This is a genomic window from Lutibacter agarilyticus, assembly GCF_900188235.1.
Lineage (GTDB): Bacteria > Bacteroidota > Bacteroidia > Flavobacteriales > Flavobacteriaceae > Lutibacter > Lutibacter agarilyticus.
The window spans coordinates 13,256-34,868 of record NZ_FZNT01000004.1 but is presented as its reverse complement, the minus strand read 5'-3'; the positions used below and the strand labels follow the sequence as shown (position 1 = coordinate 34,868).

General features: G+C 31.1%; 15 protein-coding genes. 14 read left to right on the top strand and 1 reads right to left on the bottom strand.

The window, feature by feature from the left end:
* Positions 1 to 89 precede the first annotated feature (89 nt).
* The 3 genes from pta to CHB67_RS07495 all read left to right on the top strand — a co-directional run bounded on the left by pta (position 90) and on the right by CHB67_RS07495 (position 5,442).
* Positions 90 to 2,183, top strand: a complete 2,094-nt coding sequence (gene pta / locus CHB67_RS07505) for a phosphate acetyltransferase (protein ID WP_089381148.1) — start codon at positions 90 to 92, stop codon at positions 2,181 to 2,183.
* Positions 2,183 to 3,373: an acetate/propionate family kinase gene (locus CHB67_RS07500; RefSeq protein WP_089381147.1), complete on the top strand. Its 1,191-nt coding sequence runs from the start codon at positions 2,183 to 2,185 to the stop codon at positions 3,371 to 3,373. The genes pta and CHB67_RS07500 overlap by 1 nt, the downstream gene beginning before the upstream one ends.
* 170 nt (positions 3,374 to 3,543) lie before the next feature.
* Entirely contained in the window at positions 3,544 to 5,442 is a 1,899-nt protein-coding gene (locus CHB67_RS07495; RefSeq protein WP_089381492.1) for a S9 family peptidase, read from the top strand.
* Positions 5,443 to 5,743: 301 nt separating this feature from the next.
* On the opposite strand, the gene glgP is transcribed toward CHB67_RS07495, so the two are convergent.
* Positions 5,744 to 7,387: an alpha-glucan family phosphorylase gene (gene glgP, locus CHB67_RS07490; RefSeq protein WP_089381146.1), complete on the bottom strand. Its 1,644-nt coding sequence runs from the start codon at positions 7,385 to 7,387 to the stop codon at positions 5,744 to 5,746.
* Between the two features lie 339 nt (positions 7,388 to 7,726).
* On the opposite strand from glgP, the gene cysQ reads away from it, so the two are divergent.
* The 11 genes from cysQ to CHB67_RS07435 all read left to right on the top strand — a co-directional run bounded on the left by cysQ (position 7,727) and on the right by CHB67_RS07435 (position 21,602).
* On the top strand, positions 7,727 to 8,515 hold the full coding sequence (gene cysQ, locus CHB67_RS07485) for a 3'(2'),5'-bisphosphate nucleotidase CysQ (protein WP_089381145.1): 789 nt from the start codon (positions 7,727 to 7,729) through the stop codon (positions 8,513 to 8,515).
* Positions 8,516 to 8,517: 2 nt separating this feature from the next.
* Positions 8,518 to 9,108 (top strand): adenylyl-sulfate kinase, encoded by a 591-nt coding sequence (cysC, locus tag CHB67_RS07480; RefSeq protein WP_089381144.1) that lies wholly within the window; start codon positions 8,518 to 8,520, stop codon positions 9,106 to 9,108.
* Between the two features lie 259 nt (positions 9,109 to 9,367).
* Positions 9,368 to 10,693: a UDP-glucose dehydrogenase family protein gene (locus tag CHB67_RS07475; protein WP_089381143.1), complete on the top strand. Its 1,326-nt coding sequence runs from the start codon at positions 9,368 to 9,370 to the stop codon at positions 10,691 to 10,693.
* Between the two features lie 55 nt (positions 10,694 to 10,748).
* Entirely contained in the window at positions 10,749 to 11,684 is a 936-nt protein-coding gene (locus tag CHB67_RS07470; RefSeq protein WP_089381142.1) for a UDP-glucuronic acid decarboxylase family protein, read from the top strand.
* Between the two features lie 246 nt (positions 11,685 to 11,930).
* The gene (locus CHB67_RS07465) at positions 11,931 to 12,350 is read left to right on the top strand and encodes an adenylyltransferase/cytidyltransferase family protein (protein WP_089381141.1); all 420 of its coding nucleotides are present in this window, start codon (positions 11,931 to 11,933) and stop codon (positions 12,348 to 12,350) included.
* A gap of 127 nt (positions 12,351 to 12,477) precedes the next feature.
* Entirely contained in the window at positions 12,478 to 14,859 is a 2,382-nt protein-coding gene (locus CHB67_RS07460) for an SLBB domain-containing protein (protein WP_217900259.1), read from the top strand.
* Positions 14,860 to 14,994: 135 nt separating this feature from the next.
* Positions 14,995 to 16,113 carry a Wzz/FepE/Etk N-terminal domain-containing protein gene (locus tag CHB67_RS07455; RefSeq protein ID WP_089381139.1) on the top strand — a complete coding sequence of 373 codons (1,119 nt, stop codon included), beginning with the start codon at positions 14,995 to 14,997 and terminating at the stop codon, positions 16,111 to 16,113.
* A gap of 15 nt (positions 16,114 to 16,128) precedes the next feature.
* A complete protein-coding gene (locus tag CHB67_RS07450) occupies positions 16,129 to 17,667 on the top strand; it encodes an MATE family efflux transporter (RefSeq protein ID WP_245813459.1) in 1,539 nt (512 codons plus the stop codon).
* Entirely contained in the window at positions 17,664 to 19,028 is a 1,365-nt protein-coding gene (locus CHB67_RS07445) for a Coenzyme F420 hydrogenase/dehydrogenase, beta subunit C-terminal domain (protein ID WP_217900258.1), read from the top strand. The genes CHB67_RS07450 and CHB67_RS07445 overlap by 4 nt, the downstream gene beginning before the upstream one ends.
* Positions 19,029 to 19,051: 23 nt before the next feature.
* Positions 19,052 to 20,170, top strand: coding sequence for a polysaccharide pyruvyl transferase family protein (locus tag CHB67_RS07440; RefSeq protein WP_089381138.1), 1,119 nt, complete (start codon positions 19,052 to 19,054; stop codon positions 20,168 to 20,170).
* Positions 20,171 to 20,192: 22 nt separating this feature from the next.
* On the top strand, positions 20,193 to 21,602 hold the full coding sequence (locus CHB67_RS07435) for an O-antigen ligase family protein (protein ID WP_089381137.1): 1,410 nt from the start codon (positions 20,193 to 20,195) through the stop codon (positions 21,600 to 21,602).
* The last annotated feature ends 11 nt before the right edge of the window (positions 21,603 to 21,613 follow it).

The window sequence follows — 21,613 nt, the reverse complement described above, 5'->3', positions numbered from 1 at the left end:
CTAAAAACGTGACATATATCACCAAAAAATAATAGCAAAAAACTGGTTGACCAATTATTTGTGGTTATATTTGCAAAAAAAATATATAAATGAATAAAGCTATATATATTGCAACAAGCGAGGCCGATAGTGGTAAATCAATTGTTGCTTTAGGGTTAATGAGTATGTTACTTGGTAAAACAGCTAAAGTAGGATATTTTAGGCCGATTATTGATGATGTGACAAAAGGTGGACATGACAATCACATTCAAACAATAATTTCTCATTTTCAATTAGATATCGATCCAAATGATGCTTTTGCTTGTACGCGTAAAGAATTTATTAGTAAGCGTAATAAAGGAAAAGAAGGTGAGATTTTTGATACCATAATTGAAAAATACAAGGCCTTAGAAGAAAAAAATGATTTTGTGTTAGTTGAAGGTTCTGATTTTTCAGGGGAAGGAAGTGCTATTGAATTGGATGCAAATATCGAAATAGCAAAAAATTTAGGGATACCTGCAATTATCGTTTCAAGTGGTGTTGATAAAACATTAGACGATTTTACAGAAGGTTTGCACTTGGCGTATGATTCTTTCAAAGAAAAAGAAGTTGAAGTGTTGGCTGTAATTGCTAATAAAGTTCAAGAAGCGAATATTGAAATTGCAAAAAAGGAATTAGAAGCAAATTTACCTGCAGATGTTTTTGTAAGTGTAATTCCTTTAATAGCTCAATTAAAAAATCCAACAGTTAAAGAAATTGCAGACGCTATTGATGCCAAAATATTATTTGGAGAAGAGCATATCAACAATCAAACAGATAGCTTTACGGTTGGAGCAATGCAGTTAAGAAATTACTTAACACATTTAAAAAACGATAACTTAATTATTACCCCAGGTGATAGAGCCGATATTATTTTAGGAGCGCTTCAAGCAAATATTTCGTCTAATTATCCATCTGTAGCAGGAATTGTTTTAACAGGAGGAATTATACCAGAAGAACCTATTGTTAAGTTAATAGAAGGGTTATCTCAAATTATTCCAATACTTTCAGTAAAGCAAGGCACTTTTGGTACAGCTAACAAAATTGGTTCAGTACGTTCACATATGTATGCTGACAATAAGCAGAAAATTATAAAGTCAATAAATACATTTGAAAAATATGTTGAACTAGAGCAGTTAACTGAAAAATTAGTTGCATTTAAAAATGATGGGCTTACACCAAGAATGTTCCAATACAATTTAGTGAAACGTGCTAAAACTGAACGTAAACACATTGTATTGCCAGAAGGGTCTGACGATAGAATTATTACTGCAGCTGCACGATTAGTTGAAACAGATATTGTAGATTTAACAGTATTAGGTGAATATGATAAAATTGCTGAAGCAATTGCTCGTTTAGGATTGAATGTTGATATCGAAAAATTAAATATTGTAAATCCTATTGATTCTGAACATTACGAAGACTTTGCAGAAACCTTATTTAAAATAAGAGAAAAGAAAGGAATGACCATTGATATGGCTATGGATTTAATGGCTGATGTTTCGTATTTTGGTACAATGATGGTGCATAAAGGCTTGGCTGACGGAATGGTTTCTGGAGCTGCACATACAACACAACATACTATTTTACCTGCTTTGCAGTTTGTAAAAACAAAACCAGGCGTTTCAGTTGTTTCATCTATTTTCTTTATGTGTTTAGATGATCGTGTTTCAGTATTTGGAGATTGTGCTATCAATCCTAATCCAAATTCAGAACAATTGGCTGAAATTGCTATTTCTTCTGCAGATTCAAGTATTAACTTTGGAATGGATCCAAAAATAGCAATGCTATCTTACTCTTCAGGTTCTTCAGGAAAAGGAGCTGATGTTGATATTGTAAGAAGAGCAACCGAAATAGTAAAAGAAAAACGACCAGACTTAAAAGTTGAAGGGCCAATACAATACGATGCTGCTGTAGATAGTACAGTTGGTAAAAGTAAACTGCCAGATTCAGAAGTTGCCGGACAAGCAAATGTATTAATTTTTCCTGATTTAAATACTGGAAATAATACTTATAAAGCAGTTCAGCGTGAAACAGGAGCCTTAGCTATAGGGCCAATGTTACAAGGGTTGAACAAACCTGTAAACGACTTAAGTAGAGGTTGTACCATAGACGATATTTTTAACACAGTTATTTTAACAGCAATACAAGCACAAGGAATATAATGAAAATTTTAGTAATTAATTCAGGAAGTTCATCTATTAAATATCAATTATTTAATATGCCTTCTGAAGAGGTGATTTGTTCAGGTTTAGTTGAACGAATTGGATTAAATAATCCAAAAATTAAATACAAATCTCAAACTGAGAAAATTGAAAAGGTTTGTAGAATTTCTGACCATAAAACAGGTTTAGAAAAAGTAGTCAAGTTTTTACTTGATGAAAAAGTAGGAGTAATTAAATCAACTTCAGAAATTGGTGCAGTTGGGCACAGAGTTGTTCACGGTGGAAGTACATTTTCTGAAACAGTTGTAATTAATGATGTAGTGAAGGAAAAAATTAAAGAATTATTTTCTTTAGCACCATTGCATAACCCTGCAAATTACGAAGGAATTATTGTTGCTGAAGAAATTTTCCCTGAAGCAAAACAAGTAGCAGTTTTTGATACAGCATTTCATCAAACAATGCCTGTTGAAGCTTATAAATATGCGATTCCAAATAAGTTTTTAGACGAGTATAAAATTCGTAGATATGGTTTCCACGGAACAAGTCATAAATATGTAGCTGAACAAGCTATTCAGTATTTAGGTGCTGAAAACGCTTCAAAAATTGTCACCATTCATTTAGGTGGTGGTTGTAGTATGACAGCTATTAAAGACGGGAAAAGTATAGATACTTCATTAGGATTTGGGCCAGTTGCTGGTTTAATTATGGGAGGTAGAAGTGGAGATATTGATCAGTCAATTATTTTTCATTTAGTAAATAACTTAGGATATGAACTAAATGAAGTGAACAACATGCTACAAAAAGAAAGTGGTATGGTTGGGTTAACTGATGGTTTATCTGATTATAGAGACATTGAGGCTGAAGCTGCAGCAGGAGATGAAAAATGTCAGGTTGCTTTAAACATGGTTGCATACAGAATAAAGAAATATTTAGGTAGTTATGCCGCTATTTTGAACGGATTAGATGCGATTGTATTTACTGCCGGAATTGGAGAAAACTCTGATGTGATACGTAAATTGATTTGCGAAAATACAGACTTTTTAGGAATTCAACTTGATGAAGAAAAGAACGATACTAGAGCTAGTGAAATTCTTGAAGTTCAAACAGCAACTTCTAAAGTGAAAGTTTTAATTATTCCTACAAATGAAGAAGTAGAAATAGCAAAACAATCTTTTGAATTGATTAACTAATCAATTCGTAATAACAATTTTATAAAGGCGTTGAAATTTATTTTAACGCCTTTTTTTAGCTTCAAATGTTTGTATATGCAACAATACTATTACTAATTTCAAATTTAAGATGTATTTCTTGCAGTATAAATTAATAAATTTGCAAGGCTTAATAATTTAAATTAAAAATGATGCGTAGCATACTATTATTCTTTTTATTCGTACTTACAATCAATCAAATGACCGCTCAAAAAATGATGACGCCTGAACTATTGGTTCAGCTAGGAAAGGTTTCTGGAAAAGGAATTACTAAAGATACCAAAAATGTGATTTACACAGTTTCAACCTATAATTTAAAAACCGATACAACTACTAAAAAAACATTTAGTATTCCTTTAGAAGGAGGTTCACCAACTGAAATTAAAGATGTTAGTAACTTGTTAGTTGATACTAATATTTCTCCTGATGGTAGTTTTAAATTAACTTCAAAAGAAGTAAAGTTAGAAAATGTATTAGGTGTTGATGTACATAATGATGTCCCAAAATCAAATGTTAAAATATACAATGCTTTAAATTATCGCCATTGGGATACTTGGTCTGACGGAACTTTTAATCATGTGTTTTATGGTGCTGTAAATGCGTCAGATTATGAATTAATTGATATTATGCCAAACGAACCTTATGATAGTCCGCAAAAACCTTTTGGTGGTTCTGAAGATTATTGTTGGGGCCCAGACGGAAAAAGTATTTTATATGTATCTAAAAAATTAAGTGGTACAGCGTATGCTACAAGTACAAATACAAATATTTATGAATACAATTTGGTAACCAAAAAAACAGTTAATTTAACGCCTGATAATAAGGGATACGACACACAGCCCTCTTTTTCTTCAAAAGGACAATTGGCGTGGTTGCAAATGAAACGTGATGGATATGAGGCTGATAAAAATGATATTATTGTAGACATAGACGGAGTTCAGGTAAATTTAACTGAAGGATGGGACGGAACTGTAAATAGTTTTGTGTGGAATGAAAAAGGAAATGCTATTTATTTTATAGCTCCAGTTGATGGAACTGTACAATTGTTTGAAATTGAGATTTCAACTAAAAATAAAGTACCAAAACAACTTACAAATGGTCAGTTTGATGTCAGTGGTATTGTTGGTCAGGCAAAAAACACGTTGGTTGTAAATCGTAGAGATATGAATCACGCCGTTGAGTTATACACTTACCATCTTAAAAGTGGTGAGCTAAAACAATTAACACACGTTAATGATGAAGTTTACAATAGTATTGAATTGAGTACAGTTGAAAAAAGAATGGTAACGACTACTGATGGAAAAGAAATGGTTTCGTGGGTTATTTACCCTCCAAATTTTGATCCTTCAAAAAAATACCCAACCTTATTGTATTGTCAAGGTGGTCCGCAAGGAGCATTGAGTCAGTTTTATTCTTTCCGTTGGAATTTTCAAATTATGGCGGCACACGGGTATATAGTAATTGCACCAAATAGACGAGGAATGCCAGGGCACGGTGTGGAATGGAATGAACAAATTAGTAAAGATTATGGTGGGCAAAATATGAAAGATTATTTAGCAGCTATTGATGATATTTCAAAGGAAGAATATGTTGATACTAATAGGTTAGGAGCAGTAGGAGCAAGTTATGGAGGTTTCTCTGTATTTTATTTAGCCGCCATTCACAACAATCGTTTTAAGAGTTTTATAGCACACGACGGAATGTTTAACTTGAGAAGTATGTATGGAACTACGGAAGAGTTGTTTTTTGTGAATTGGGATTTAGGAGGTCCGTATTGGGATACAAGTAATGCTGCTGCTCAAAAAACATTCGAACAATTCAATCCTGCAAATTTTGTTTCAAAATGGAATACACCCATTTTAATTATTCAAGGGGGAAAAGATTATAGAGTCCCAATTGGGCAAGGGTTAGAAGCTTTTCAGGCAGCACAATTACAAGGAATAAAAAGTAGATTACTATATTTTCCAGAAGAAAATCATTGGGTGTTAAATCCGCAAAATAGTATTGTGTGGCAGCGTGAATTTTTTAAATGGTTGAAAGAAACGTTATAGTTTTTAAAAAATAGACCTAACAGGTTTCTGAAACCTGATAGGTTTGGGAATATCAAACAGACTTTTATAAGTTGCTATTAATTAGTGTTGTTTCAAGGTTTTTCGAGAGGCTCAATATGATATTGTATGTAATTTTTATGATTTATTTTGTCAAACTGAGCTTGTCTAAGTTAATTTAGTTAAGACCTTTATAAAGGTTCAATATTGTATTTTTTATAGTTTCTATCGCATAAAAAAAACCTAACAAATTTTAAATCTGTTAGGTTTTAATAGTTTTAAAGAATCTCTTTTGATAACTAAATTACTTATACAATTCTTTATAATATTGATCTGCCATTCTATGACTTCCAAATTCAGGAAGTACATCATCAATGCCGTTCCATACTACTTGTTGCCATTTTTTTGGAGCGTCGTAATACGTTGGTAATACTTCGTTTTCTAAAATATCAAATAAATTAGCGCAATCTTTTTCGTCTTGTTCCCAAACAGGTAGTTTATAATCTAATTCAGGTAAAACAAAACAATTTTCGCCATTCTTTTGAAATTCAGGAATCCACCCATCATTAATAGAAACATTTACAGAACCATTCATAGCAGCAGTCATACCACTAGTTCCAGAAGCTTCACGAGTTATTCTAGGCGTGTTTAGCCAAACATCAGAACCTAGTTTTAACTTACGAGATAAATCCATTTCATAACCAACCAACACCGCTAAGTTTTTAGATTTTTTTGAAAAATTAATCAAATGATTAAATGTTTCAATCGCGTGATAATCTTTTGGATATGGTTTTCCAGCCCAAATAATTTGTATTGGATATTTAGAGTTTGAAATTAATTTTTCAAAACGTTCTAAATCGTACAACAACATATCAGCTCTTTTGTACCCAGCAAAACGTCTTGCCCAAACAACAGTTAATACATTAGGGTCAAAAATCTTTTCAGTCTGATTCAATACTTCATCAAAAAGTTCAGATTTCAACTCTGACTTTCTTTTTTTGTAAGCTTTTACATTTTTCTTTTTCCAAGCTTTTTTAATATCATTGTCTTGCCAAAAAGTCTGATTTTGAGCATTGGTAATTGGAATTATTTCTGAAACACCATCAAAATCTTTCCACATATCATTAGAAACAACGGCGTGTAGTTTAGAAACGGCATTTGATTTATTAGCCATTCTTAAAGCTGAAACCGTGTAATTAATCATTCCGTCATTCACCATTTCTTTTCTTAATTCTTCTTCAGATAAAGTTCTTCCGAAGAAACCACAACGATTTAAATGACGACCGTCACGTTCCTCATTTCCTGCTTTTTCAGGTGTATGAGTAGTAAATGCCATTTGTTCTTTTTTTACACCCTGATCGCGTAAGTAATAAAATGCAGGTAATGCGTGACCTTCATTTAAATGATACATATCTGCACCACCTAAAGCTTCAACTACTTTTGCACCACCAATACCTAAAATAATACTTTGCGAAACACGCGTAAGTTCATTAGAATCGTATAAGTGATTGGTAATTGTTCTTGATAAATGGTCATTTCCTTCAACATCTGTACTTAATAAATACATTGGTACACAGCCAAATATTTCAGGTTTTAAAACGTAGGCACGGACTTTTACTCCTGGGTTGTCATGTAAAGGCACTTCAACCTCAATACCTGTATCTTCTAAAAAATTATATGTTTTTTCAATAAAATCGGTACGCAAAGTTTGATCTTCGTTTCTAGCTTGGTCATAATATCCATATTTCCAAAGCATACCAATACCAATCATATTTTGTTTCAATTCAAATGCTGAACGCATATGAGAACCGGCTAAAAAGCCAAGACCTCCTGAATAAATTTTTAAGGCTTGGTGAATTCCGAATTCCATGCTAAAATAAGCTGCCTTTTTTTTGTATTCTTTGGCAATTTTATAAGGATGATGCCATGTACTGTATTCGCTACTCATAAGTGTTTTATTAATGATTTATAAGCCACAAAATTAATTTTTTACATTGAAAATAAACTGTGCTAAATTACCATAAATGTGCTGTATTTAAATGTTATTTTACCAGTAAAAAGTAAATATGCTGCTTGAAGGTAAAAAAAGAACATAAAATTTACAGGGACGATCTTTTTATTTACTGAAAGAAAAATAGTATATTTAATTAAGTAAGTTTGTTGTATATTTTATAATAGTACAACGTTAGTTCAAGTGATTTTAATATTTGTTCTTCGATAAGAATTGATGAGATTTTATTAAAACTCATAAGGAGTAAATAACTTATTTTTATTCAGAAATATGATTATGAAAAAATTACTTGCCATTGCAATAAAGGCAGCCATTGAAGCTGGTATTGAAATTATGAAAGTGTATACTGAGGATTTTAAGGTTGAATTAAAATCAGACAATTCGCCCATTACAATTGCAGATCAAAATGCAAATTCGGTCATCAATGCATACTTAATCAAGACTGACATTCCAATTATAAGTGAAGAGAACAAGCAAGTTGATTTTTTGGAACGTAAAAATTGGGAAACCTGTTGGATTGTTGATCCTTTAGATGGAACTAAAGAATTTGTAAAACGAAATGGTGAATTCACCGTAAATATTGCTTTAATTCATAAAAATAAACCTGTACTTGGCGTTATTTATGTACCTGTAACTAAAACTTTGTATTATAGTTTGGTTGAAGCGCAAAAAAGTTATAAAACAGTTTTGCAACAACATTATTTTTCAGAAGAAAATCTAATGAATGTAGCGGATGAAATTCACCCATCAAAAAATAGCAGTATTATAAAAGTTGTAGGAAGTCGTTCTCATAATAGTGCAGAAACTACCGCTTTTATTGAAAGCATTAAAGCAGCAGAAAAAAAAGTTGAAATAGTTGCTAAAGGAAGTTCGTTAAAATTTTGTTTGCTTGCTGAAGGTAAAGCTCAAGTATATCCAAGATTTGCACCTACAATGGAGTGGGATACGGCTGCAGGTCACGCTATTTGCAATGCTGTTGGCTTAAAAGTTATGCAAGCAACTGGTAAAGAAGAATTACAATATAATAAACAAAATTTATTAAATCCATATTTTAAAGTGCAATAAAAATGAATCCAGTATATATTGTTAAACACGAGTATGCAATAAACAGATTAGATCGCGAAAAATTAAACAAACACAAGTCCTTTTTAGTTTGGTTTACAGGTTTGTCAGGTTCGGGAAAATCTACCATAGCTAATTTATTAGAAAAAAAATTACACGAATTAAACGTGCATACGTATTCGTTAGATGGTGATAATTTACGAAGCGGACTCAATAAGAACTTAACCTTTTCAAAAGACGATAGGAACGAAAATTTACGTCGTGCAGCTGAGGTCGCAAAATTATTTGTTGATGCTGGAGTGGTAGCCATTGCTGCATTTATTTCTCCTTACATAAAAACACGCGAAGAAATCAAAGAGTTAGTAGGCGCCGAGAATTATATTGAAGTTTTTGTAAATACTTCTTTGGAAATTTGTGAACAACGCGATGTAAAGGGATTGTACAAAAAAGCACGAGCAGGTGAAATTAAAAATTTTACAGGAATTAATTCAGTTTATGAAGCGCCTGTAAACCCAACTATTGAAATTAAAACACCGTCAGATTCACCTGATGTTGCTGTTTCAAAAATAATGGAGGTGATAAAAAGTAAATTATAGTTGCATTGAATTTTTAGTGAACAGATAACCTTTTCAGTTTCATATCCTTGAAATGTTAGACTTTTGGTTTTTATTTGTTCGATAAGTAAAACTTGAGCATTAATATGGAGTGAGTTTGAATGAAATAATCAAATGAAAAGTGAATTTCTTTCAATATTCGGTTAATTTAGAAGGGTTCCACTTAAAAGTTTCGTTATATTTGTTTTAAACATTTTTGTTAAACCCTAAAGATATACCATCTTTAAATAAAAAATAATATATGAAAGTAGTAGTTATTGGCTCAGGATACGTTGGTTTAGTGTCAGGAACTTGTTTTTCTGAAATGGGGAATAAAGTTACCTGTGTAGATATTGATGAAAGAAAAATTGAAAAACTTAAAAATGGAATCATCCCAATTTACGAACCAGGATTGGAACCCATGATTCTTAAAAATGTAAAAGCAGGGAATTTATTTTTCACTACTAATTTAGGAGAGGCTATTAAAGGTGCCGCTATTGTGTTTATTGCAGTTGGTACTCCAATGGGAGATGATGGTTCTGCAGATTTACAATATGTGTTAGCAGTAGCAAAATCGATAGGAGAAACGATGCAGCAACGTATTGTTGTGGTTGATAAGTCTACAGTACCTGTTGGAACAGCAGATAAAGTTAAAGCAACCATTCAAACAGCATTAGATAAAAGAGATTCTTCTTTAGATTTTGATGTGGTTTCTAATCCGGAATTTTTAAAAGAAGGTGCTGCAATTAACGATTTTATGAAACCAGACCGTGTGGTTATTGGTGCTGATACAGATTATGCAATTGATAAAATGAAGCAATTGTACAATCCATTTTTTATGTCGCATGATTGTTTAATTGCAATGGATATACGCTCTGCGGAAATGACTAAATATGCCGCAAATGCAATGTTGGCAACAAAGATTTCATTTATGAACGAAATTGCAAATATTTGTGAAAAGGTAGGTGCAGATGCAAATAAGGTTAGAGTAGGAATTGGTTCTGATTCTCGTATTGGCTATAGTTTTATTTATCCCGGAGCTGGTTATGGTGGTTCTTGTTTTCCAAAAGATGTAAAAGCCTTAAAGAAAATTGCAGAAGAATATGGATATGAAGCAAAATTAATCACTTCAGTTGAAGATGTAAATGATGCACAAAAATTGGTGATTGCACAAAAAGTAGTAAAACGTTTTGGAGAAGATTTAACAGGTAAAACTTTTGGTATTTGGGGATTGGCATTCAAGCCGGGAACTGATGATATGAGAGAGTCGCCTGCAATTTATGTGATTAATGAGTTGGTAAAAAGAGGTGCTAAAATTCAGGCTTTTGATCCAAAAGCTATTGAAGAAGCAAAGGAATGTTATTTAAAAGATGTTGAAAATATTACTTATTGTACTTCAAAATATGAAGTACTTCAAAATGCAGATGCATTGATTTTATTGACAGAATGGAAAGAATTCCGTTCTCCAGATTTTGAAGAAATTAAAGCGCAATTAAAGAATCCAATCATATTTGATGGAAGAAACCAGTACAATATTTTTAAATTAGACGAAAACGGATTCGAATATTTCCAAATAGGAAAAGAATAGTCGAATTTAATTCAGAAAAGGTTTAAAAGTATTTAATGAATACAAAAACAATCATATGAAAAGAATATTAATTACAGGAGGTGCTGGTTTTGTTGGATCTCATTTGTGCGAACGCTTATTAAATGAAGGAAATGAAGTTATTTGTTTAGATAATTATTTTACAGGAGCTAAAAAGAATATTATTAAGTTGTTAGATAATCCTTATTTTGAAATGGTACGTCATGATGTTACAGAATCGTACTATGCAGAAGTAGATGAAATATACAATTTAGCCTGTCCTGCTTCACCAGTTCATTATCAACACAATCCAATTAAAACCATAAAAACATCCGTAATGGGTGCTATAAATACTTTAGGTTTAGCGAAGCGTGTTGGAGCTAAAATTTTACAAGCAAGTACCAGTGAAGTTTATGGAGATCCTGCAGTGCACCCACAGCCAGAGAGTTATTGGGGTCATGTAAATCCAATAGGAATTCGTTCTTGTTATGATGAGGGGAAGCGTTGCGCTGAAACATTATTTATGGATTACCACATTCAAAATAAGGTAGCAATTAAAATTATAAGAATTTTCAATACCTATGGCCCAAATATGAATCCTTCTGACGGAAGAGTGGTTTCTAATTTTATTGTGCAGGCTTTAAAAGGTGAAGATATTACAATATTCGGAGACGGATTACAAACGCGTTCATTTCAATATGTTGATGATTTAGTAGAGGGAATGGTGCGTATGATGCATTCAGATCCATCATTTTTAGGTCCCGTAAACTTAGGAAACCCAAATGAATTTACAATGTTAGAATTAGCTCAAGCTGTGATTGGTTTAACGAATTCAAAGTCAAAGATTATTCATTTACCATTGCCACAAGATGACCCTAAACAACGTCAACCAGATATTTCTTTAGCAAAAGAAAAATTAAACGGCTGGGAACCAAAGATTGAATTACAAGAAGGCTTGAGTAAAACCATTGCTTATTTTGAATCGTTGCTTTAAAGTATAAGTTTATTTATATAGTTTATAAGCATTTCGCACTTTATACGAGATTATTTAATTAGAAACTTCGATTTTTTTTAAATCAAAAAAAGATTCTAAGTCAAACTGAGGGTGATGTGACGGTTAGTATTATTTATTGTATAGCATACTATTACTAACTGTCATCTCGCACTTGATGCGAGATCTTTTCCATCTAAGTTTTAAACTTTAGAATTATATGTTTAATATTAAAGAATATTATAAAAAATGAAAATAGGAATTACCTTTAGTACTTTTGACCTATTGCATGCAGGTCATATTAAAATGTTAGAAGAAGCAAAAAGTCAATGCGATTATTTAATTTGCGGGTTACAAACGGATCCAACGATTAACCGCCCAGAAAAAAATAAGCCGATACAAACTGTAGTAGAACGTTATATTCAGTTGAAAGGCTGTAAATTTGTTGATGAAATTGTTCCTTATACGATGGAGCAAGATTTGGAAGATATTTTAAAATCCTTTAAAATTGATGTGCGTATTGTAGGTGATGAATACGAATTTAAAGATTTTACAGGGAAAGCATACTGTATTGAAAAAGGAATTGAATTGTATTATAACGGTCGTGATCATCGTTTTTCAAGCAGTGGTTTACGCAAAGAAATAGCTGTCAAAGAAAGTAAAAAATAAATATTTTCATAGATAAAATGGAAGCTTGTTAATAGTAATTAATTAGGGTATTTGTGATAAATAGTTCTATATTTGTCGCAAAAATTAATTCAACACAACTATGAGATACTGGATGAGGGCATGTTTCATGCTCATCTTTATTTTTACAACGCAATTAACAATAGCCCAAAACGTAAGTCAAGCTCAAATGGCAAGCATCAATATTGATGAATTGTCTGATGAGCAAATTGAAACATATTGGAATAAAGCACAGGCAGAAGGTTATACTTTAAATCAGTTGGAAGTAATGGCAAAGGCAAAAGGAATGCCTGCAAGTCAAATTTCAAAATTAAAGCAGCGTATTAGTGCTTTACGTTTTAAAGATACTTCTTCAACAGATACTGAGACAACAGATGCTAGTGAAATTTCAAGCACTGAGACATTTGGTTTATTGGGAGGGGCTGAGGAACCTTCTGAAAAAAATGATTTATTCGGTTATGATTTTTTTAGCAATCCAAATATTTCATTCACACCCAATTTAAATATGGCAACTCCAAGTACCTATGAGTTAGGACCTGGAGACGAACTATTGATTGATATTTGGGGAGCTGCAGAAAACAATTACATCAAACAAGTAAATCGCGAAGGGGCTATTAAAATTGAAAGTATTGGTCCTATCTATGTAAGTGGCTTGTCTGTTGAAAAAGCCAAAGCAAAAATAATTTCTTATTTACAAAAAATTTATAGCGGTATTACTGCTTCAAGTGATAGTTATGAAAAAGTACATGCCGATATATCTTTGGTAAATGTGCGTACCGTTCAAGTAAATATTATTGGGGAAGTTAAAGTGCCTGGCACCTATTCGTTAAGCGGACTTTCATCTGTTTTAAATGCTTTATATGCTGCTGGAGGACCTACAGAAAATGGTACTTTTAGAAGTATACAAGTTATAAGAGGAGGTAAGCATTTAAAAGAGTTCGATATTTATAATTATTTAATAAATGGTTCTGAAGAAGGGAACATTTTATTAAGAGATCAAGATATTATTATTGTAAAGCCTTATGAAAACATTGTTACAGTTTCAGGGAATGTAAAACGACCAGGTTTGTATGAGTTAAAGCAAGGAGAAACTATTTCAGACTTAGCTAAATATTTTAGTGGATTTACAGCTGATGCTTATCAAGACCGTATTATTGTTGAGCGTGTAAATGGCTCACAAAAAGAAGTCAATGAAATTGTTTTTAAAGAACAACCAAATTTTTTATTGAAGGATGGTGATGAATTAACCATTGGTACAATTCTAGACCGATATGAAAATAGAGTTCAATTAGAAGGCGCAATATATAGACCAGGAACTTATGAATTAACAAAAGAACTTACTTTATTAGACTTGTTGCAAAAAGCAGATGGAGTAACAAAAGATGCTTTTTTAGATCGAGGATTGATTTATAGAACTATTGATGATGTAAAAAAAGAAATTGTTTCGTTTTCAGTGTCTGAAATATTAGATAAAACTTCAAATGTTGTATTGAAAAGAGAAGATAGTATCCAAATTTTTAGCGCAGCAAGTTTAAAGGAGGATTACACAGTTTCAATTGACGGAGCTATTAATAATCCACAAACTGTTGTGTTTATGGATCAGATGCATTTAGAAGATTTAATCGCCATGTCTGGAGGTTTTAAAGAAGGAGCTGATGCCACTGTGATTGATGTTTTTAGAAGAGTTAATGATGATCGTTTTGAAACAATTAGTAAATCAATCAAACGTTCTGGTTCAAATAATTTATTGATCGATGAGAATAAAGACTTTTATTTAGAACCTTTTGATAGAGTATCTGTACGTTATTTAAGAGGGTACACAACTCAAAAAAATGTAACAGTACTTGGGGAGGTTAGTTATCCGGGTAGTTACGCTATAGTGAATAAGAATGAACGAGTTTCGGATTTGATAGATGTTGCAGGCGGGTTATCTCCTTATGCATTTATTGAAGGAGCATATTTATCAAGAAGAGTTGGTGAAGCTATTGAAAATTCTCAAATCACCTTATTAGATCAGTTAACCGCTAAAGATTCTGTAGCTAATGCAGAGGTGTTGGAAAAAGAATTGAAAATAGGTTTAGATCTTTCCAAAATTATGAGTTCTGGAGGTAAAGGCTCTAAGCACGATTTAATTTTAGAAGAAGGAGATAAATTAACAATTCCTTCTGAAAAACAAACAGTTTCTATTAGAGGCGAAGTATTGTCACCTTCATTAATTCGTTTCGATAAAAAACATTCGTTAAAAGATTACGTTAATTTTTCTGGAGGGTATGCGTTGAGAGCTAAAAAAAGTAAATCCTATGTGATTTATGCCAATGGAGATATCAAGGCTACTAAGAACTTCATGTTTTTTAAAACCTATCCAAAATTAGCGCCAGGAGCAATGGTAGTTGTACCAAATAAAGGAGAAAGATCAAAAGTGTCAATTACCGAAGTATTGGCAATTACTACTGCACTATCAACTTTAGGCTTGTTAATTAGTAGTTTTTAGAATGCGTTAAGAATTAGAAGTTATCGTCATTCTCAGCTTGGCTAGGAATCTCGTGTTAATAAGTAAAATTATAAAGAACGTCATTCCGAACTTGATTCGGAATCTGTTTCCTTTGGAAATAAAAAGTATTATAGTATGACTGAACAAAATTCAAAAATACAACAGAATTCATCTGATGAAGATGAAATAGATTTGATAGCTCTCGCCAAAACCCTCTGGGGAGGTCGTAAAACAGTTATAAAAACCACCCTAATTTTTATGGCGATTGGTTTATTCGTTGCTATATTTTCTGAAAAGGAATATTTATCAATCACAAAATTTATTCCACAATCTTCAGATAGTGAAATTAAAGGGAGCTTAGGAGGGTTAGCGGCAATGGCGGGCCTTAATATTGGCGGACTTGGAGGGGATTCAGGTATTCCTCCTAGCCTATATCCTCAGATAATGAGTAGTATTCCATTTCAAAGAGAGCTGTTGAAAACTAAACTAACAATTGATGGAGAAAAAGATAAGGTAAGCTTTTATGACTATTATGACTTAATATATAGGCCAAGTCTTATAGGTTATGTAAAGAAATATACAATTAAATTACCTAATCTGGTAAGAAATATATTTAAGAGTAAGAATACTAGCTATTCAGAAGAAAAATTTAACACTTCTCAGAATCAAGTAATAATAATTACAGAAGATGAATATGAGTTAATTGAAAGATTAAAAGATCAAGTTTTTTTAGAAGTAAATGAAAATGACGGTTTTGTTACTATATCAACAAATATGCCTCAACCAATTGCAAGTGCTGAATTAGCGTATAATACACAGCTATTATTGCAAAAATACCTGATAGATTTTAAAGTTCAAAAATCAAAAGAACAATTAGATTTTATGAATTCGCGTTATACGGAGGCAGAAGTGAAATTTAAAGATGCTCAGCAAAAATTAGCCAAGTATAGAGATCGTAACAAAAATGTTGTCACAGCTTTGGGTGGAACAACTTTAGAACTACTTCAGGATGAATACGATTTGCAATATAGTGTGTATTCACAATTAGCAAAGCAATTAGAAGCGCAATACATTAAGGTAAGAGAAGATACTCCTGTATTTACAATTCTTGAACCAGCAATGGTTCCTATTGAAAAATACAAGCCAAAGCGAATTATGATATTGGTTATATATTCTTTTTTAGGAGGAATGATTGGGGTAGGTATTGTTTTTGGAAATTTTTATTTAAAACCTTTATTTGCAAAAAGAACATAAAACAAATCTAGTTTAATGATTGCAAAAGAGAGTACAATGAAGCCGGCAAATAAAGTAATCCTAAATACTGTCATTCTATATTCTAGAATGATACTAACTATGGGGATTACCTTGTATTCTACAAGGTTAGTGTTAGACGCTCTTGGTACTTCCGATTACGGTATATTCAATTTGTTGGCAGGAATTATTTTAATGCTTTCATTCCTTAATTCGGCAATGGCAACTTCAACTCAGCGCTATTTATCGTTTTATCATTCAAGTGGAGATATTCAAAAACAAAAAGAAATTTTCACGAATAGTTTATTCCTTCATATTATTATTGGTTTTATTGTTGTTGTTTTTCTTGAGGTTTTAGGCTTTTTCTTGTTTAATGGTTTTTTGAATATTCCATACGATCGCATTGATAGTGCTAAAATTATTTATCACTATATGTCCTTAACAGTTTTTTTTACAATTGTTTCTGTCCCTTTTAATAGTGTATTAATTGCACATGAAAACATGTTGTGGGTAGCAATAGTTAATATAATAGAAACTTTCCTTAAGCTTGGTGTGGCATTACTTTTATATGTCGTCATTTCAGATAGATTAGTTGTTTTTGGAATGCTTACAGCGAGTATAACAATAATTAGTTTTATTTTATATGCAGTTTTTTGCCTTAAAAATTACGAGGAATGTACTTTAGAAGGAGTGTTAAAACCAAAAATCACTTTTTTAAAAGAACTGGGCTCATTTGCAGGGTGGAATTTATTTGGAGCAATGTGTGGAATGGGAAGAAATCAAGGGGTTGCTTTAATTTTAAATATATTTTTCGGGACAATTGTAAATGCGGCTTATGGTGTTGCAAATCAGGTTGGTACGCAATTGATGTTTTTTTCAAATACGATGCTTAGGGCTTTAAACCCGCAAATTATGAAAAGTGAAGGGGCAAATGATAGAGAGCGAATGTTGAGACTGTCAATGATAGCAAGTAAATTTGGTTTTTTCTTACTTTCAATATTTGCGATTCCTATAATATTTGAAATGGAATCTATTTTGGGATTTTGGCTAAAAGAAGTGCCAGTAAATACAGTGATTTTTTGTCGTTTAATTTTATTTGCAAGCTTGGCAAATCAATTAACAATTGGTTTGCAATCAGCCATGCAAGCTTCGGGAGATATAAAATTATATCAAGCAGTTGTTGGGAGTGTATTATTATTAAATTTACCCATAGCTTACCTTCTAATAAAATATGGTTCATTTCCTTCGTATTTTGTGTTAATTTCTTTTGTTTTTATAGAACTTATTGCTTGTGTTTTAAGGTTAATTTTTGCAAAAGAAAAATTAGGATTATCTATAAAGAGATATGTAAACGTTGTGTTTAGAAAAGAGATAATTCCAATTATTGGAGTTGTCGCTGTTAGTTATGTACTATTAACCTTTTTTGAAATGCATTTCATGTATAATCTAATTTTATCATTCATTTTCTATTTAGTTTTTATATTTCTATTTGGACTGAATGAAAATGAACGCCTATTAGTTTTAAATATTTATAAAAAAATAAAATTTCTTAAATGATTAAAATTCCAAAAGTAATAGACTTAGTTGTAAAAAACGATTTATGTATTGGCTGCGGTGTTTGTGTTTATCAATGTCCATCAAATGCACTAGAAATGAAATGGAATGATAAAGGTTTTTTAATTCCAGAAATATCAGGAGTTTGTGATTCCGATGGTGGTTGTCTGGATGTATGTCCTTTTAACCCAATTCCTAAAAAGGAAGTGACTACAGAAGATGATTTGGCAGATGTTTATTTAAATGATGCGACTAAACATCATTCAAAAATCGGAAAATATTTAGGGATTTATGCAGGTTACTCAAACCAATATAGATTAACTTCTTCTTCTGGCGGACTAGCCACTTATGTTTTTATTAAACTATTGGAAGAAAATATTGTTGATTATGTTTTTTCAGTAAAAGACTCTACAAAAGTTGGAGTAAATTATGAATATTCAATAGCTAGTACTAAAGAAGAATTATTGAATGCATCTAAAACAAGATATTTCCCTGTTACTTTAGCTACTGTGTTACCAAAGATTAATGAATTAAAAGGCAAAGTTGCAATTGTAGGGGTTGGTTGTTTTATTAAAGCTATTCGTTTAGCTCAGCATAAAAATCCAAGTCTTAGAGAGAAGATTCCTTTTTTAATTGGGATTATTTGTGGCGGTGTTAAAAGCCGTTTTTTTACCGAATATTTATCAGGGAAAATTGATGTTGAGCTTGAAAACATACGTAAGCCAGAGTTTAGAATAAAGGATTTAAACAGTACCGCAAGTGATTATTCTTTTGGTTGTCTTGATGAAGATGACGGTAAAGAAAAAACAATAAAAATGCGTGAGGTAGGTGATATGTGGGGTACAGGAATGTTTAAGGCTAATGCTTGCGATTTTTGCGATGATGTAACTACTGAATTAGCAGATATTTCAATTGGTGATGCATGGATTCATCCTTTTAATAAAGATGGGAGAGGTACTAATGTGTTAATTTCTAGGACGAATTTATCAGAAATAATTATTCAAGATGGAATTAAAAAGGGTGATGTTACTATAGAAAATATTTCTCTTGAAAATATTTTGATGTCTCAGCAAGGAAGTTTTAATCATAGACATACAGCCTTAAAATATCGTGTTAAAAGAGCTAAGAAAAGAGGTTTTCTTGTACCTCCAAAAAGACATTCTAATTATAATATTACTAATGATTTTAAGTTAGTGCAACGTTATAGAATGAAAGTAAGGAGTTTTAGCTTGTATATTTGGGCTAAAAATAAAAATTCTTTAGCTTTTGATGCTGCTATAAAAAGGAAACTAAGTATTTTAGGATATTTAACATATTTGTATCAGCGTAAAAAAAGAATAATAAAAAGAATTCAGAGAAAATAGTTTTTTTTAATAAAATAAAGATTATGAAGATTGGAATAATGACTTTTTGGGAGTCTAAAAATAACTATGGGCAAATTTTACAGCTTTTTGCATTACAAAAAGCATTGATAAAATTAGGGCATACTCCATTTTTAATAAAATATAAAAGAATAGGAAAACCTCATAAAGAATCTATTTTAAAAAAAATATTTTCCCCTGAAGTATTTACTAAAATATATAATAAATTAAATAATACACATAAGAAATCATTGATTAATGATGGGAATAGGAAATTTGATGATTTTAAATCTCGAAATATAATTTTTGGATCAAATGAATATGATTCATTTGATTGCTTAATAAATAATCCTCCCGAAGCAGATATTTATCTAGCAGGAAGTGATCAGGTATGGAATAATAGTTTTAATGTTTCTGCTGAAGCCTTTTTATTAGGGTTTGGAAATAAAAAGGTTAAACGTGTTGCGTACGCTGCTAGTTTTGGGCAAAAGGAGTTAAGTGAAGACACAGAAAAAATGTTTTGTCGTTATTTCCCTTCATTTGATTCAATAAGTGTAAGAGAAAAAAGTGGTGTTAATATTTGTAATAAACTAGGAGACGATAAAACTCAATGGGTTCTTGATCCAACTCTATTATTTAATAAAAAAGAATGGGAAGATATTTTAAATCTTAAGGCATTTGATAAGAAAGAAAATATTAAACAAATATTTATTTATACTTTAGGTAATAGTTTAATAAAAGATAAAAATAAGTTTAAGAATTACGCTAAAAAGCAAAACGATTGTAATGTAATTCATGCAGCTGCTAATAATGATTATTCTGGGGATGTTGCACCTTCAATTGAAGAATGGGTTAATTATATAAGAACTTCTAATTTAGTTATAACCACATCCTTCCATGGCATGGTTTTTTGTATTATTAATAATGTCAATTTTATTATTTTACTTAATTCAGGTGATGCCAAAGGAATGAATGAAAGAATTGAGAGTTTACTTGATAGGTTGGGTCTTACAAAGCATATAATGGATGGTTTTAATAAAACTAAATTTGATTATTTATACTCAAAGGAAATCGAATGGGGTCCTATTAACAAAGAAATAGAGGCATGGAAAAAGGAAAGTGAATTTTTTTTAAAAAACATATAATACTGAAATTAGGTATAGGTTTATGTTTAAAACGATAATAATATTTGTATTAGTTTTAATTGGAATCATTAGATACCTTTTAAAAAGACAGAAGAAAGAGGATTCTAAATATATTCTTTTAAGTACATTTATCCAAATTATCCCGTTTGCTTTTGGAAAAAGTTTATTTACTTTTTTTAGTGGTTATGAAATAGGTGGTGGGCACAATTTGGTTATAGGTGCTTTTTATAATAGTATAAAAATAGGGACGGAATTTATTTTCGTTATAATATTTATTCTTTTTGGATTTTCTAAATTTTCAAAAAAAGCTTTTGTGTTTAAGGAAAATATATGGTTTTATGTTTTTATAATTTTATGTGGAATATCATATTTTAACCCTGTGAATTTTGTGCCATTATCATTTACTCCTCTGTTTTTTTTTATTATTCAATTTGTGTTTCTGTTAAAACTAATTGAGATAAATTTGTCAAGAAAAGACATTTTACGTGGTATTTATGATGGGTTGGCGATGTATTCATTATTAAATCTACTGTTAACAATCTGTTATCCAATATTAGGTATTGAGACTGCTGTTACAGTCTTTAGTGGTAATTCTGGTCTTAGTTGGTCTTTAAGGAGAGGTGTGAAATCAGCGGTAGGTGTTTTTGGTCATCCAGGCACTTTTTCATTATCGTGTTTATTGACCTTAATATTTTTTTATGCTAGTTTTCTAAATGATTATAAAAAGACAAAATCAAAAATGTTTTTAGCAATTAATATTTTTATTATAGCGCTGACTTTTTCAAGAACTACATATATGGGGGCAGTTTTAGTGATGCTTTTATTAACAATAATTAGTAAGAAAAAAGAAGGGATTTTTTCAATTAAAAATATCATTATTTTTTTAATTCTTTTTTTTGTATCAATATTCGTTTTGTATTTAACGCCTTTAAGTGAAATGTTTTTGGGTGTTGAAGCTTTAGGTCAAGTTCAAAATCGCTTAGTTCATTATTTTATTGGATATGAAATATGGAGAGGCTCACCAATAATTGGGGTAGGTATTAATGAACATATATACTATATGCAACAAGTATTTAATGTTAATCTTTTACCAAATACAGGTAGTGAATCTTCTGCATTTTATTTAAGAAGCCCAATACATAACATTCATATTATTGTTTTAGCAGAAACAGGCTTAATTGGCATTTCATGTTGGTTCATATATTTTATAAGCAAAATTAATTTTTACTCAAAAAACACAAACACAAAATATTTTGATGACAATATTTTAAGTTTATCATTTACAGGAATGTTAATAGCTATCTTTGTTTATGGTTTTACTGGTTGGTCACCTTTCAATTTCCAAGTTTTTCCAATAATTATTCTGATAGGTTATTTTGCTAGAGTTTTTTTGAAAGAGACAAAATTGGAAGAAATAAAATCAATAAGTTAATTTAATTAAAA